The 15,972-nt window shown below is 48.1% G+C and carries 15 protein-coding genes; 12 read left to right on the top strand and 3 right to left on the bottom strand.

The annotated features are described in order from the left end of the window. Positions 1–55 precede the first annotated feature (55 nt). Positions 56–940 (bottom strand): hypothetical protein, encoded by an 885-nt coding sequence (locus skT53_RS08110; RefSeq protein WP_200760592.1) that lies wholly within the window; start codon positions 938–940, stop codon positions 56–58. 200 nt (positions 941–1,140) lie between these two features. On the opposite strand from skT53_RS08110, the gene skT53_RS08105 reads away from it, so the two are divergent. Further along, positions 1,141–2,064, top strand: a complete 924-nt coding sequence (locus skT53_RS08105) for a hypothetical protein (protein WP_200760591.1) — start codon at positions 1,141–1,143, stop codon at positions 2,062–2,064. Between the two features lie 47 nt (positions 2,065–2,111). Here the strand turns inward: skT53_RS08105 and skT53_RS08100 are convergent, their stop codons facing one another. After that, positions 2,112–2,369, bottom strand: a complete 258-nt coding sequence (locus tag skT53_RS08100; RefSeq protein ID WP_200760590.1) for a hypothetical protein — start codon at positions 2,367–2,369, stop codon at positions 2,112–2,114. A 113-nt stretch (positions 2,370–2,482) separates the two neighbouring features. On the opposite strand from skT53_RS08100, the gene amrA reads away from it, so the two are divergent. Continuing rightward, on the top strand, positions 2,483–3,865 hold the full coding sequence (amrA, locus tag skT53_RS08095) for an AmmeMemoRadiSam system protein A (RefSeq protein WP_200760589.1): 1,383 nt from the start codon (positions 2,483–2,485) through the stop codon (positions 3,863–3,865). A gap of 245 nt (positions 3,866–4,110) precedes the next feature. Next, positions 4,111–4,512 (top strand): adenosylmethionine decarboxylase, encoded by a 402-nt coding sequence (gene speD, locus skT53_RS08090; RefSeq protein WP_200760588.1) that lies wholly within the window; start codon positions 4,111–4,113, stop codon positions 4,510–4,512. A gap of 447 nt (positions 4,513–4,959) precedes the next feature. On the opposite strand, the gene skT53_RS08085 is transcribed toward speD, so the two are convergent. Next, positions 4,960–5,628: a hypothetical protein gene (locus skT53_RS08085; RefSeq protein ID WP_200760587.1), complete on the bottom strand. Its 669-nt coding sequence runs from the start codon at positions 5,626–5,628 to the stop codon at positions 4,960–4,962. Positions 5,629–6,016: 388 nt separating this feature from the next. Here skT53_RS08085 and skT53_RS08080 point away from each other — a divergent pair, with 388 nt between their 5' ends. From skT53_RS08080 to skT53_RS08040, 9 genes are all read left to right on the top strand, one after another. After that, positions 6,017–8,407: a 3-hydroxyacyl-CoA dehydrogenase/enoyl-CoA hydratase family protein gene (locus tag skT53_RS08080; RefSeq protein WP_200760586.1), complete on the top strand. Its 2,391-nt coding sequence runs from the start codon at positions 6,017–6,019 to the stop codon at positions 8,405–8,407. A gap of 16 nt (positions 8,408–8,423) precedes the next feature. Continuing rightward, positions 8,424–9,599: an acetyl-CoA C-acetyltransferase gene (locus skT53_RS08075; RefSeq protein ID WP_200760585.1), complete on the top strand. Its 1,176-nt coding sequence runs from the start codon at positions 8,424–8,426 to the stop codon at positions 9,597–9,599. A gap of 30 nt (positions 9,600–9,629) precedes the next feature. After that, on the top strand, positions 9,630–11,396 hold the full coding sequence (locus tag skT53_RS08070; RefSeq protein WP_200760584.1) for an acyl-CoA dehydrogenase family protein: 1,767 nt from the start codon (positions 9,630–9,632) through the stop codon (positions 11,394–11,396). Between the two features lie 75 nt (positions 11,397–11,471). Further along, positions 11,472–11,930: a hypothetical protein gene (locus tag skT53_RS08065; protein ID WP_200760583.1), complete on the top strand. Its 459-nt coding sequence runs from the start codon at positions 11,472–11,474 to the stop codon at positions 11,928–11,930. Positions 11,931–12,018: 88 nt separating this feature from the next. Then, the gene (locus skT53_RS08060; protein ID WP_200760582.1) at positions 12,019–12,444 is read left to right on the top strand and encodes an EamA family transporter; all 426 of its coding nucleotides are present in this window, start codon (positions 12,019–12,021) and stop codon (positions 12,442–12,444) included. Between the two features lie 116 nt (positions 12,445–12,560). After that, on the top strand, positions 12,561–13,463 hold the full coding sequence (locus tag skT53_RS08055; RefSeq protein WP_200760581.1) for a branched-chain amino acid ABC transporter permease: 903 nt from the start codon (positions 12,561–12,563) through the stop codon (positions 13,461–13,463). Positions 13,464–13,473: 10 nt separating this feature from the next. Beyond that, positions 13,474–14,412 carry a branched-chain amino acid ABC transporter permease gene (locus skT53_RS08050; protein ID WP_200760580.1) on the top strand — a complete coding sequence of 313 codons (939 nt, stop codon included), beginning with the start codon at positions 13,474–13,476 and terminating at the stop codon, positions 14,410–14,412. Then, positions 14,409–15,185, top strand: coding sequence for an ABC transporter ATP-binding protein (locus tag skT53_RS08045; RefSeq protein WP_200760579.1), 777 nt, complete (start codon positions 14,409–14,411; stop codon positions 15,183–15,185). Before skT53_RS08050 ends, skT53_RS08045 begins: the two co-directional genes overlap by 4 nt. 4 nt (positions 15,186–15,189) lie before the next feature. Further along, positions 15,190–15,891: an ABC transporter ATP-binding protein gene (locus skT53_RS08040; RefSeq protein ID WP_200760578.1), complete on the top strand. Its 702-nt coding sequence runs from the start codon at positions 15,190–15,192 to the stop codon at positions 15,889–15,891. Positions 15,892–15,972 lie beyond the last annotated feature (81 nt).

Below are 15,972 nucleotides of genomic sequence, written 5' to 3'. Positions count from 1 at the left end.
AGATACAGAAACCCTTGCTGGTGCAGGCAAGGGTTTCTGCTTGTTCTTAAGGCTATCAGGCTGTAAAAGGCGGATCAATATCGATGAAACTCCCATTTTCCAAAATGGTGTACTCGCTTCGGCCAAGTCGTCTGCACCGCAGCAACACGGTTTCCACCGGTTGCGGGTTGACCAGCAGATAATGAGGAATCGGTTCGTTGACGGCGGAAAACGCATCCGGCGCCAGACAGCGAAGCTGTTCGAACGGCACAAGTCCTTCCACAGTACGATGAAAAATCCATTTTTTAGAGGGGATCTTCACATACAGATAATCTACATCCGGGATCAGTTGATGTTCTACATCCGGGTACGGAAACACCACAGATGTTTTAACCCCTTCTTTCGTGCGGACAAAAAACAGTTTCGGGATAAAATGTTGATCCGACAGGGAGGACTTGAAGTGCGGATACAGGTACAAATAACGCCAGGCAGAATACGCTTTTTCTTGGGACAATGTGACGCGGTTAGGGGATTTTAGACTAGATCGGCGATTGCCTGCCTGCCAGCTTCGGACCAATTCATCCGAATATGGCTGAAAAGGAACGGTGCTCGCTGCGTCTGCTTGGGGGTCAAATACATATAGTTGTAACTGGTTTACTAAACGCAGCAGAATCGGATTCGCCTCATACATGAAATAAGAAGGGCGGCAGTAATTGACGCCAAAAGACAAGCCTGTATAACGGAATCCTGAAAATGCCCGAACTTCTTCATCTACATAAGGCGTTGCCGCCAGACAAAACCAAAAACAGACTCCCGTAATCTGGTTTTCATACTCAAATAGATAGGATGTCGTTTCGGCAACGAAATGGACATGCTCGGAGGCTAGCAGAACCTCTTTGATCTGCTGCAGAGAACAGGGCGCCTGGTCGGCCGGTTGGTAAAAATGCAACTCGAAACTCATATCCTTCCCCCCTCATCGCTCGCTTATTGTCGTCGCCAGAGATGTCTGCGGGTATTATTACCCCTATTATTCGCCGGATAGGAAGCAGTTCCTATACAAAATGACATTTTTTGTCGGAATTATAAGTATTATGTAGTTTTTTGTTGTGTAATTTGATAGACTAATAGGCAGTAGAGTGTAATCTTGTCAGAGGTGATCGTGTGAAGCTGAGAAATTTGATGATGTGTACTGTTCTTGCAGGATTGACAGCAGGCTGTCAGCCGCTGTTTGATTTCAATTCCGACATATCATCACCGAATAGCGACCAATCTGACAATCAAACGTTCAGCCAGGTCTTAAAACATTCACAGAACAATCCGCTGCAGGGCAAAACGGTCGCTGAATTAAACGGTGTTTTTGACCAAACGGCCATTCGTTTTGTTTTTGTAACGATGGATGAAAAACCAATCGCTGTGTTTCAGGGAACTGACGGATGGGCCAATGTGGTGGAAGTGTCGCCTGATGGAAGTTTGAAACAACGATCTTTTCCCGGTTATAAATTGACAAAGGCGATTTTGAATCAAAAGATTCTTTATGTGGGCAGCAAAGGGAACTCGATTATTAAACTGAATGTCGACAGTTTCAACTATTCTGAGGTGGACAAGTCGGAGATGGACAGAGCGCGAGTCGTCACGGATGAAGTCCAACTGCCTGGCAAAGAGACCCCTGTTTATACGAAAGAAGGGTATATTTACACCAAAGATGGGTTTATTTTCGATATTAAAAACCACGAGTATTTATTAGACAGTTCAAAAATGAAAAAGCGATTTTACGATAGAGCTGACTTTGGATATAATGGCTATTTGTTTCAAATTGAACCTCGCTTGGATCAAGCGATTAACTTGAAGGTGTTTTGGAGCAAAGGTCCTGATACGAAACAAGGCAGCCGATACGGCATCCAGCTTGATCTGCCGAACGGCTATGATGTGAAAAACATTGAGCAAGCAATCGGGACTAACGGTCGATTGTATTTGTTTGCTTTCGGAGTGCCGGTCAACGGAAAAACGCAAATCAGAATGTTTAGCGTTCCGCTCGCCGATTTTAGCGACGATTCATCAACAGGCATTTCAAGCAAGCAGCAGTGACTGGAGGATACTGATCGGCTGACTGCCGAGAGCCCGTCTGACGATTCTCAGTGCAGTCGGTCGTGTGTGTGAATCGGATGGATATCCAGCGTATCGGAAGCGAAATTGTTGTCTTTAAACCACTCCTCTATATCAAACTCATCTCCGTTCGCTTCGAAATACAATCCATCTTCATCTACTTTGGCGATGATACCGGTGCCAACGTTGTTAATAGTTACTTCTGCCGGGAGTGTATTGGAATTTTCCTCATATTGATCCCAGATTTTTTGACAAAATTGATCCACTGCCTCTTCCACGTTCATCATTCTTCTCCTCCTTTTCGAAGTTCTTTATCCAGTTTGTGCACGGACCGATTGCGTTATCCGCAAAATGGTTAAGATTAAAGATGTGCAAATTTCACCGATGGGAGGGTTTCCTGATGATGGGACTCCTGATGCCGCATGCTGCGGTTGTTCTTCCGGAAGTGGGCGGTGAGGATGCTGCACAGGTTCGCGTTTCCTATGACGCGATGTTGCGTATAGCACGTGAGGCATCCGAACTGCAGCCGGACATTGTAGTGGTGGTATCGCCGCACGGTCCAGTTTTTGCTGATGCATTTGCCGTATGGGGAGGACAACGGATTGCAGGCAATTTGTCAGAATTTGGAGCCTCCCAAATTCATGTGGATTGTCGGCTCGATCAGGAAGTGCGTGAGCTGCTGTTGATGCGCTGTACGGATCGGAGGATCAACGCTTTTGAGCTGGAAGAGTCAACCGCTCGTGAATATGGACTGGCGCGGGAATTGGATTACGGTGTGGTGGTTCCGTTCTACTTTTTGCAAAAATCCGGTTTGGAAGCCCCCGTTTTGCATATTGCGGTGAGCGGTCTGTCCCGCTTCGAGCATTATAGGTTAGGGATGGCCATTGGCGACGTATTGACCGATTTGGGGCGGCGCGCCGTTGTCATTGCGTCCGGTGATTGCTCGCATCGTCTGACGGACGACGCACCCGCCGGTTATCACACGGATGGAGCCCGCTTTGATAAACTACTGCGTCACTGGGTGGAAACCAGTAATGTGGCAGAAATCCTGTTTGCTGATGAGGAACTGGTGGCCAACGCTGCCGAAGATGTCCTGCGCCCCCTGTCCGTATTATTTGGGTGTTTTGACAGGTGCCAAATTTCACTGCGGATCATATCGTATGAAGGACCTTTCGGAGTCGGTTACCTGACAGCGTCCTTTATCGGGGTATCTGGCAGTACGCGATATCCTGATATTGTGGCGTTTCGGGATCAACTGGTTCAGAAACGGCGCATGAAAGAACACCGTTATGTAAAATTGGCCAGAGAGGCGCTTGAGATATTTGTGCGTGAAGGACGAGTTATGGATCCGCCTGATGATCTGGTAAATCGGGAAAACCGAAAGGCCATTTTCGTATCCATTAAAAAGGATGGGGAATTGCGGGGGTGCATCGGCAGTTTGGAACCGACGGAAAACAGTTTGCCGGAAGCAATCATTCGTTATGCAATAGAAGCAGGAACGGAAGACCCAAGGTTTTTTCCGGTTGAGCAGGAAGAATTATCCAGCTTGTTGTATACAGTTGACGTGCTGGGGCAACCGGAACCGGTAACTTCCTTCCAACAACTGGATCCCGCCCGTTACGGAATTATTGTGTCTGATGGTTGTGAAAAAGGCGTGTTATTGCCGGGAATACCAGGAATTGACAGCGTTCAGGAGCAGTTTGCAGTTGCACGGGAGAAAGCGGGAATTGAGCCTGACCGTGAAGTAAAAATAAGCCGTTTTACTGTCGAGAGATTCTACTAGATACGAGTAAACTAGATTCAAAAAAATGATAAAAGGTATTGAAACCTCGTTCGATCTGTGATACTTTATGTCTTGTTGAAAAAAGATTCATCGTGAATTTGATGAGGCAATTTGCATTAGGAACCAGGATTCACTTAAAGGGTTAGGACCTCTCCGGACTAACTTTCCCCCGTGGTGAATGACGTAGGTCCTAGCGAAAAATCAAAGCAACACAATTTTTCGTTTAGGAAGGGGGCCGAAAGCTCATGACCCAAGAAGAGTATTCAACTTTTGGGAGACATGTTGCTGTCGACACGTGGGGTGCTGACTTTAACATGCTCAACGACGCAAAATTTCTCGAAAAAATGATGGTGGAAGCGGCTAACAAATGTGGAGCAACCGTATTGTCCGTTCAGAGTCAACAGTTTGAACCGCAAGGTGCAACCGTTTTGGTGTTGCTTTCGGAAAGTCACATTTCCATTCATACCTATCCCGAAAAAGCCTTTGCGGCAATGGATTGTTACACTTGTGGGGAAACGGTGGATCCCCAGGTTGCGATAGACCATATGATCGCCGTTTTGAAGCCGGAGAAAACATATCCGAAAATGTTAAAGCGCGGAGAGGGTCCGATTGAAGTGGTGGATGGTCCAGTTGCGATTGGCAAGTAACCCAACCGTTCAATCAGAAGAAATATAGTTGCCTGCGAATGCAGGCTTTTTTCCTCTCTGAACAAATCGTTTTTTGGCTCTTCAAGTGGAGCGTATGGTATAACCAACCGGTTTCTGTCGGTTGGTTTTTTGCATTGAAATGGGATTTTTTGCCCTGTTTCGGTTTTTGTTTATTTACTGCCTGAGCGAACTGTGTTATGATAATCTCAAAATGAATGAATAACCATTCAGTTAAATTCTTCTGTGCTGTATCTGAAGTCGTGGATGATGGCTGTTTTGGTTATAATTTAATCGTTGGAAACATCAGCATGAGAGCAGCGGTACGATGTCAAGCTCCCAACTTAACCTAATATTTGTCGTACCCATTGCTTTTTGGGGAGGTGCAGCTAAGAAGGCAACACCAAACTAAGCCCACCCTGCCTTGGATTTCAGTTATTGCTATTTTATTCAAAGAACTGGTGCCTTGCAGATTTTTGGTATGTCTACGCGTGTTGTCGGATCTCTCCCTCGGGCGCGTAAAGTCGAGCGTACATCCAGTTCGGCCACTATTCCGGAAGCACAGATAGGACCGATGCCTGAAATGGAATCCAGCGTTTGCGGAATCGTCGCCAAGTAATCTTCAATCCCTTTGCGAAGCGCCTTCAACTGCTCCTGTACTGTGCGAATCACGCGGATGCTGGAAGCCATAGCGAGATTGACAGAGTCCGCCATCGCTTGCGCCAATCGATACGAAGAGCGCGCAGCCTTTTGCAAGGTACGGGCGACCGCCTCAGGATCGTCGAACCGGTTCTTGCCGTGCTTCACAAGGAAGTCGACGATAAGACTGGGATTGAAGAGGTACACGTTCTTACGGCGGACGCCGAAATCAAAGTGACGTTGGATGTACATGGCGGCATGGGTCGAAAAACCGCCCGTGTGCTCAAGGCCGAAGAGAACTTCTTGCGCGTGGTGTTTCTGCACCAGCTTGGTGATGCGGTCCTGAAACTCCAGGATTCCGGGACGATTGTTGGTGACAGTAAATCGGCTAACAGGTCGTTTCTCATCGTCCCGGGTCAAACAGCAAACCGAATTGGCTTCGCTGCCTACATCAATTCCGACAAACAGGGGAGAGGGCATGGCAATCACCTCCTGCGGTTGGAATGAAGATGCCTACGACCTTGGGATGTCCCTGGGAAACCCATGAACGACGGCCTTGCGAGCTATTGGAATACACCGGGGGCCATCGGTGCACATGCCTCCCTCTGCGGGAGGTAACGGAACATTCCCTTGGTAGACACCTGCGGCTATTTTCCCAAAGACAGCCCAAGGTCGTAAACATCTCTAACTGGCATTCAATTGCTAAAGCGATCGCTAGGAAAATGCTCCCGCGCTTCGCTTGGGCTACATCCAGCATGATCAAACGGTTCGATTTAATTTTCAAAGAACAAAAATTTAAAAGAGCAACTACGTCATGGTTATGTAAACCAAATCGGTAGCTGCTCTTAATATACAAGGAGGTTTGGGGATGGATTTTAAAATCGGAAAAGTGGCAGTGATTGGTGCCGGAGTCATGGGGACCGGAATTGCGGCGCATCTGGCCAATGTGGGAATTCCTTCCTATCTGCTTGATATCGTACCGAACGAGCTGACAGAGGAAGAAAAGGCAAAAGGTTTATCATTGCAACATCCACTTGTACGCAACCGCTTTGCTAACCGAGGCAAGGAAGCTCTGCTGAAGTCGAAACCGGCGCTGCTTTACGTACCGGGAAATGCCGATCTGATCAAAACGGGTAATATCGAGGACGATTTTTCTGTACTGTCGGAAGTAGATTGGATTATTGAAGTGGTTGTGGAAAAGCTCCAAGTCAAACAACAATTGTTTGAGAAGATAGAAAGCGTGTGGAAGCCGGGGATTATCGTTTCCTCCAACACATCAGGTGTTTCCATCAATCAAATGTCGGAAGGACGAAGCCAGGAATTCCGCCAGCATTTCCTAGGGACCCACTTTTTCAATCCAGTCCGCTATATGAAACTGCTGGAAGTAATTCCTTGCAGCGATACCAAACCCGAACTGCTTGATTTCATGGTTAATTTCGGCGAACGGGTGCTTGGCAAAGGGGTTGTAGTCTGCAAAGATACGGTCAACTTCATTGCCAACCGAATCGGTACTTACGGCCTGATGGTAACCGTTCAGGAAATGACGAAAAACGGTCTTACGATCGATGAAATTGACGCCATTACCGGCCCGGCCATGGGACGTCCAAAGTCGGCCACCTTCCGTACATTGGATATTGTGGGTCTCGATACGTTTGTAAATGTAGCCAACAATGTGCATGCAAATGTTACCGATCCGGACGAGAAGGCGACTTTTGTGGTACCGGACTTTATTCAACAGATGGTAGAACGACGCTGGTTGGGGCAGAAAACCAAACAGGGTTTTTATAAAAAAGAAGGCAAAGAGATTTCGGTGCTCGATTACAATACGCTTGATTATCGGCCTGCCGGAAAACCGAATTTTGCCTCTTTGGAAGCAGCCAAAGCGCAAAAAGGATCGGCCGCCAAAGTGAAAACGTTGGTGAACGGTGAAGATAAGGCCGCATTGTTCGCATGGGGCGTATTGAAGCGTGTACTGCTCTACACGGCTGAACGCGTGGAAGAAATTGCGGATGATATCGTCAGCGTCGACAAAGCAATGAAATGGGGCTTTAACTGGGAATTGGGCCCATTTGAAACATGGGATGCTATCGGTTTGGAAAAATCGGTTGCCCGCATGAAGCAGGAAGGGGAAACCATACCGGCTTGGGTCGAACAAATGCTGGCTTCCGGCAAAACAGCCTTCTACAGCAGGGAGAACGGCGTTAAGTTGTTTGCAACGCTGAAAGGAGATTACAAAGGAATCGAACAGCCTAAAGAGTTTATCGACCTGAAAGCTCTTAAAGAACAGGGTAAAAAGGTGAAATCGAATGCAGGCGCTTCCCTGATTGATATTGGGGACGGCATTGTCTGCCTGGAATTCCATTCGCAAAACCAAGTAATCGGCGACGATATTACGAACATGATTAACGAAACGATCACGGAGGTTTCGAACAACTGGCGCGGACTTGTAATCGGCAACCAGGCAAAGAACTTCTGTGTCGGCGCAAACCTGATGATGATTTTGATGGGCGCGCAGGATGAAGAGTGGGATGATATTGCCTATTCGGTGAAGAGATTTCAGGATACGTTGTTGAAACTGAAATATCTCGATAAACCGGTCGTTGCGGCTCCGTTCTCGATGACGCTCGGCGGCGGTATCGAAGTATGTTATCCGGCAGACCGCATCCAGGCGGCGGCGGAAAGCTATATCGGTCTTGTCGAAGTGGGCGTCGGTTTGCTGCCGGGCGGCGGCGGCAACAAGGAGCTTTTGATCCGGAATATTGAAGCGGTACAGGACAATAAAGATGTGGATCTGCAGCCGTTCGTCAATAAAACATTTGAAACGATCGCAATGGCGAAAGTGTCCACGTCCGGACCGGACGCAAAGACATTGGGCCATCTTCGTCAAACGGACGGCGTGACAGTCAATACAGACTACCTGATTTACGATGCCAAGCAAGCGGCCATCAGTTTGGCTGATGCAGGCTACAGACCGCCGCAGAGAAAGAAAGTGCGCGTTGTCGGGGAAGCCGGTTTTGCCGTATTGAAAGTTGCTTTGTTCGGCATGAAGCACTCCGGTTTTATTTCCGACCATGATATGAAGATCGCTGAAAAAGTTGCCTACGTACTGACTGGCGGTGACGTACCGGCCAACACCTGGGTAACGGAAGAGTATCTGTTGGATCTTGAACGGGAAGCATTTTTAAGTCTGTGCGGCGAACCGAAGTCGCAGGAACGGATGAGATACATGCTGACAAACGGGAAACCGTTGCGTAACTAAAAGGGGGGGAAATCAAATGAGAGAAGCTGTCATCGTAGCTGGAGTGCGCACTGCTGTCGGCAAAGCGCCGAAAGGATCTCTACGCCAGACAAGACCTGAAGATTTTGGCGCGGTTGTGCTGGAAGAGCTCATTCGTCGCACTCCTGGTCTCGATCCGAAAGAAATAGAAGATGTGATTATCGGGTGTGCCATGCCGGAAGGGGAGCAGGGCATGAATATGGCCCGCATCGTTGCACAACGGGCTGGGCTGCCAAATGAAGTGTCGGCCATGACGGTAAACCGTTTTTGCTCATCCGGTCTGCAGACCATCGCATTGGCTGCCCAACAAATCATGATCGGGCAGGCGGATGTGATTATTGCAGGCGGTGTGGAAAGCATGAGTCATGTGCCGATGACCGGTTACAAGATTGCGCCAAACCCGTGGCTGGCGAGACATAAACCGGAGATTTATATGGCGATGGGGCATACTGCTGAACAGGTGGCGCAACGGTTTAACGTTACACGGGAAGATCAGGACGCTTTTGCGGCGAGATCCCATCAACGGGCGGCGGCTGCTATTCAAGCAGGCAAGTTTAAGGACGAAATTGTGCCGATTCATGCACAGTTGAAGTCGTTTGAAAATGGTCAGGTAAAGGTGAAGGAATTCGTGTTTGATACGGATGAAGGGGTGCGCCCCGATACAACGGCGGAAACACTGGCGAAACTGCGTCCCGTCTTCCATGTAAAAGGATCTGTGACAGCAGGAAACTCTTCGCAAACATCAGACGGTGCGGCAGCTGTTATGGTGATGTCGCCCGAGAAGGCAACCGCGTTAGGGCTTAAGCCGTTAGCTGTATTCCGCTCGTTTGCGGTAGGTGGTGTCGATCCTGATGTTATGGGAATTGGCCCGATTGTAGCCGTGCCAAAGGCCCTGAAGCTTGCCGGTATTACAAAAGAACAAGTGGATCTGTTTGAGTTGAATGAAGCGTTTGCTTCCCAGTCTCTCGCGGTATGTCGCCATCTGGAGCTTGATCAGGAGAAGGTTAACGTAAACGGTGGCGCGATTGCACTTGGACATCCGCTTGGCTGTTCGGGCGCGAAGCTGACTGTGTCCCTGATTAATGAACTGCGTCGCCGCAACGGCAAATACGGGGTTGTGACGATGTGTATCGGTGGCGGAATGGGTGCTGCCGGCGTTTTTGAACTCGTGTAAAGGTAACCAAATTTTTAAGGAGGCATTGCCATGTCGACGAAAGAAAAAGTAAAAGGCGGTTCTTTTATCCTTGAGCAAGTCAATGCGAATGATGTATTTACACCGGAAGACTTCAACGATGAGCAGAAGATGATTGCCAAGACGACGGCTGATTTCATCGAAGGGGAAGTGGTTCCTCATTTTGAAGAATTGGAATCATTGAATATTGACCTGACGGTAAAACTGCTGAAAAAAGCTGGCGAACTGGGACTGCTTGGGGCTGATGTGCCAGAAGAGTACGACGGTCTCGGTCTGGATAAAGTGTCTTCCGCTCTGATTTCCGAATACTTTACGCGCGGCGGTTCCTTCGCTTTGTCGCACGGCGCGCACATCGGAATCGGAAGTCTGCCGATCGTCTATTTCGGAACGAAAGAACAAAAAGCAAAGTACTTGCCAAAACTTGCTACTGGTGAATGGTTGGCCGCTTATGCTCTGACGGAGCCAGGATCCGGTTCTGACGCGCTCGGCGCCAAAACAACGGCTAAGCTGTCGGAAGACGGAAAATATTACATCTTGAACGGTACCAAGCAATTTATCACAAACGCTGGTTTTGCCAACGTCTTTGTGGTTTATGCGAAAATTGACGGTGAGAAATTCTCCGCCTTTATCGTGGAACGCGATTTCCCTGGCGTATCTACCGGTCCGGAAGAGAAGAAAATGGGGATCAAAGGGTCGTCCACCCGTCCGCTGATTCTGGAAGACGCCAAAGTGCCGGTTGAAAACCTGTTGGGTGAAGAGGGGAAAGGTCACCTCATCGCGTTCAACATTTTGAACATTGGACGCTACAAGTTGGGGATCGGTTGTACAGGTACGTCCAAGCGTGCGCTGCAGGTGTCGGCTCAATACGCGAATGAACGCAAACAGTTTGGACGCCCGATTTCATCCTTCACTTTAATCGGTGAAAAATTGGCAGACATGAACACGAAGATTTACGCGCTTGAATCGTTGATCTACCGTATTGTCGGTCTGTATAACGACATCTTTGCCGATTTCGAGGATCCGAACGATAAAGGACGCACGGCAGCCAATCTGATTGCTGAATATGCGATCGAATGCTCCATTTCGAAAGTGTTTGGCTCTGAAGTGCTCGGCTTTGTAGCGGATGAAGGAGTTCAAATACACGGCGGTTACGGCTTTATTCAGGAGTATGAAATTGAGGGGATTTACCGTTCCTCAAGAATTAACCGGATTTTCGAAGGTACAAACGAAATCAACCGTTTGTTGATTCCAGGTACGCTGCTCCGCAAAGCGTTGAAAGGGGAGCTGCCTTTGATGGAAGCAACCCAGAAACTGCAGGCGGAACTGATGAATCTGACACCGCAATCTCCAGACGGAACTCCGCTTGGCAACGAGAAGCTGCTGATCGAGCAAGCACGCAAAGCATTCTTGATGGTAGGCGGATTGGCTGTTCAGAAATACCAGCAAAAGCTGGATAATGAACAGGAGATCCTTGCGAATCTGGCAGACATGCTGATCGAGTTCTATGCCATGCAGTCGGCTGTTCTGCGCGCCGAAAAAGCATTGGCAAAAGGAAATGCCGGTTTGAAAGTGACACTGGCAAAATTGTATGCAAATCAAGCGTTTGAAAGGATCGAAGATTTGGGTCGGGAAACGCTTGCTGCTATGGCGGAAGGCGACGCGCTTCGCATGCAGTTGTCGATTTTCAAGAAATTGACCCGTGTCGAGCCGATCAACACGATCGCTCTGAAGCGTGAAGTTGCCGCGAAAGTGATTGAAGAACAGAAGTACGTTCATTAATCTGTAATACCTTCTTGCTGAACATTGGCAGGAAGGAAGGCCGCCACCGACGAAATGTTTGTTGGTGGTGGTTTTATGTTGCTATTCATTGCGCTTGTTTTAATTACTTTGATCATGATTGTCTCGATGGCGATGTCGATTGTTTCCATCCGGGCGGAGAAAACACAGCTGATTGGAAAAATCTGGATTGGTTTGTCCTGTTTATCGGTTTGTCTGCTGATTGGGACGAGCTATGTAATGATTAGCGAAGTGAAGCAATCGGACCACGAGCTGACCAAACAGCAATCGAATCAAGACGCGACTGTACAGCAATCGGAACCAGAAGTAGAAACAGCCCCGAAATCAACGCCTGAATCAAACATACGGCCGACAGAAGCGGCGTCTTCCTACGCGACTACTCCTTCTTCGAGCGGACAATCGGTTGAATATCTGGTCGAAATTTTGGAAGCGTTGAAAAAAGGTCAGCCGATTCCTGAACACTATTTGAATCAACTTCCGCCGGAAGATCGTAAAAGATTGGAAAACCTCCGTTGACGGGTAGCAGTCAGCGGTTTTTTTTTCTGTTCTCCCCTCATACTGTTGTCCCATTTTGAATATATGGAAGCAGAAAGGGGAGGGGACAATGACAGAAACAAGTTATTTGTTTGCTGTATTGGCTGCATTATCATGGGGAATCGCACCTCTGTTTGAAAAATGGGGCGTGCTGCATACATCGCCTTACTTCACGTTGCTGATTCAGTCTTTCGTCGTTTCTTTTATACTTTTATCGCTAGGTATTCAAACAGGCGAAATCCAGCAGATTGCGGCAATGAGCCAGAAATCCTGGTTCTTGTTGGGGATCGCAGGTCTGTTGAGCGGGCTTTTGGCACAGTTTTTTTATTATAAAGCACTGCAGACCGGGGAGATTAGCCGAATTATTCCGTTAATCAGTTCGCTGCAAATCGTAATTGCCACTGTATCCGCGTCGTTTGTATGGGGGGAAACGATCAACGGCATGAAGGTGGTCGGTACGGTCTTCATCGTGCTCGGCATCTTTCTGTTAAGATAAACAGGAGAGTGAATTTAGCAAAATAGTTTTTTATTTACAGGTGATAGTTTTTTTCTGTTATAGTACGATATGATCAGTATATTTACAGTAGAGGAAAAGTGGGGTGTACATGTTGTATGGAATATTACCTACAACAATTGATTAACGGCATATCAGTAGGCAGTATTTATGCCTTGATTGCTTTGGGTTACACGATGGTATACGGAATTATCAAGCTGATCAATTTTGCCCATGGTGATGTGTTCATGGTTGGGGCGTTCATGGGTTTATTCGCTTCCCGGTTCCTTTCGGCAAAGGGGCTGTCGCCGGTTTGGGTGTTTATACTTGCACTTCTCTTTGCAATGATTGTTTGCGCAGTTTTGGGAGTGGTCATTGAGCGAACAGCCTACAAACCATTGCGAAACTCCACCCGTATCGCGGCGCTGATTACGGCGATCGGTGTATCATTCCTGCTGGAAAACGGTGGGATTTTTGTTTGGGGTGCACAGCCGAAAGGGTTTTCGGAAATTCTCCCGAAACATCAATTTAACTTGTTCGGAACGGTTCAGATTGATTCCAACCAGATCCTGATCTTGGTCGTAACCGTAATCTTAATGGTCGTCCTGCAGTACATCGTACACCGTACCAAAATCGGAAAAGCAATGCGTGCGGTGTCATTTGACCAGGACGCAGCACTGCTGATGGGAATCAACGTGAACACGACGATCTCTGCGACGTTTGCGATTGGATCGGCGCTGGCAGGAGCGGCAGGCGTAATCTTCGGTATGACGTATAACTCGATCGATCCTCTGATGGGAATTATTCCAGGCTTGAAGGCGTTTGTTGCCGCCGTACTGGGCGGGATTGGCATCATTCCGGGAGCGTTGGTCGGAGGGTTGCTGCTTGGCGTCATCGAAACAGCGGTATCGTCTACCGGGTTTTCACTGTGGCGGGATGGCGTTGCTTTCCTGATCCTGATTTTGATCTTGGTCTTCAAGCCGTCGGGCTTGTTTGGCAAAAATGTTCGCGAGAAAGTGTAGGTGATTCCAGATGCGGCTGCAGAATAAAAGTTTTTGGACCGGACTTGTACTTAGCATAGTGATTTACGCCGTAATCCAGCTGCTGATCGATACAGGCGCACTGAACGATTTCGCTGAATCAACCTTGATTCTGATTTGCATCAACATTATTTTGGGAGTTTCTTTAAATCTGATTAACGGTTTTACAGGCCAGTTCTCTATCGGGCATGCCGGATTCATGTCAATTGGGGCGTATCTGTCGGCGATAATGACCTTGGATTTCAATATGCCATTTGTTGTGGCACTGATCGTTGGCGGATTGACAGCTGCGGTCGCCGGATTGATCATCGGAATTCCTTCGCTCCGGCTAAAAGGAGATTATCTTGCGATTGCGACGCTTGGATTCGGGGAAATCATCCGGATTGTCTGGCTGAACACCGAGTATGTGGGGGGCGCGTCAGGACTGAGCGGGATTCCGACGCAGACCAACTGGACTTGGATTTTTATTTGGACGTTGATTACAGTCGTCGTGATTAATAACTTTGTCAATTCCACGCATGGCCGTGCCTGTATTTCTGTCCGTGAAAACGAAATTGCGGCGGAAGCGATGGGTATCAATACAACCAAATATAAAGTGATGGCATTTGTCATCGGCGCGTTTTTCGCCGGCATAGCAGGTGGACTTTCTGCCCATATGTTCTACATCATCAACCCAAACAGCTTTAACTTTATCAAGTCGTTTGAAATTCTGGTGATTGTCGTTTTGGGCGGTTTGGGCAGCACTTCCGGCTCGATTGTAGGCGCCATCGTCCTGACGCTGTTGTTTACGTTCCTGCAGGACTTCCCTGAAATTCGCATGATTATTTATTCCCTGCTTCTGATTCTGATGATGATCTTCCGTCCGAAAGGACTTTTGGGGACCCGCGAATTTTCGTTTAACTTCCTGGGCAAGAAGGGGGAAGCAAAATGACGGATTCAACCGTTGTGCTTGATGTTCAACATGTAAGCCGCACGTTTGGCGGATTAAAAGCTGTTTCAGATGTCGCGATGTTTATACGGCAGGGGGAACTGGTCGGTTTAATCGGACCGAACGGTGCTGGAAAAACGACGCTGTTTAATTTGCTGACGGGCGTGTACGAACCGTCAGAAGGCAAGATTCTGTTTAACGGTGAATCGGTGGGCGGCTTGAAACCGTATCAGATTACGCAAAAAGGGGCTGCCCGCACATTCCAAAACATTCGTCTATTTGGCGATCTGTCCGTATTGGACAATGTAAAAGTCGCTTATCACCAACATACGAAACATTCCGTCTGGTCGTCGATCTTACGGCTCCCCTCCCATTTTAAAGGGGAACAGGAAATTACGGAAAAGGCGATCGAATTTTTGAAAATATTCAAGCTGGACGGCAAACAGAATGAACTGGCAAAAAATCTGCCATATGGGGAGCAGCGGAGACTGGAAATTGCCCGTGCGCTGGCGGCTAGACCCAAGCTGCTCCTTCTGGATGAACCGGCTGCCGGTATGAACCCACAGGAAACGCATGATTTGATGGAACTGATTCAATGGATTCGAAAGGAATTCGACCTGACGATTTTGTTGATCGAACATGACATGTCGCTGGTCATGGGAGTTTGTGAGCGAATCTATGTACTGGATAGAGGAATTTTAATCGCGGATGGCACACCTTCAGAGATCCGGTCTAATCCGAAAGTAATCGAAGCCTATCTGGGACAGGAGGTGTAGAGTGGTGCTGAAAGTCGATAACATTAACGTGTTTTACGGGGCGATTCACGCTTTGAAAGGCGTCAGTGTGACGGTCAATGAAGGGGAGATCGTGACATTGATTGGCGCCAATGGGGCCGGTAAATCCACCCTCTTGAAGACGTTATCGGGATTGTTGAAAGTGAAATCCGGTTCGATTGAGTTTCTGGGGCAATCAATTGTCGGTCATGCGGCGCAATCGATCGTGAAGGACGGACTGATTCACTGCCCGGAAGGGCGCCGTGTATTCGCGAATATGTCGGTAGAAGAAAATCTTGAATTGGGCGCGTTTCTTCGCAAAGACAGTGAAGTCAGGAAAGATATGGAAAATGTATATGAACGGTTTCCCCGTTTGTTGGAACGGAGAAAACAGATGGCCGGCACTTTGTCGGGGGGAGAACAGCAAATGTTGGCGATTGGGCGTGCCCTGATGGCTCGTCCAAAACTGCTGCTGCTCGACGAACCGTCAATGGGTCTGGCGCCGCTCCTGGTCCAGGAAATCTTCCAAATTGTACAGGAGATTAACAAAAACGGCACGACTGTGCTGCTGGTAGAACAAAACGCCAATCAGGCTTTGAAAATCGCCCATCGCGCCTATGTTCTGGAAACAGGCAAAATCGTACTTTCCGGAAGTGCGGCAGAGCTCGCTGACTCCGAAGAAATCAAAAGCGCGTATCTGGGGCATTAAATAGTCATTAAAACATTTGAATTTGCCAGTCTTTAACAGTTTAGAAAATGATTGGGTACGAAAACAAGAGATTGAGTAAGG

It is taken from the genome of Effusibacillus dendaii (assembly GCF_015097055.1).
Taxonomy (GTDB): domain Bacteria; phylum Bacillota; class Bacilli; order Tumebacillales; family Effusibacillaceae; genus Effusibacillus; species Effusibacillus dendaii.
The sequence above is the reverse complement of the archived record's forward strand: the minus strand, read 5'-3'. Positions and strand labels throughout refer to the sequence as shown.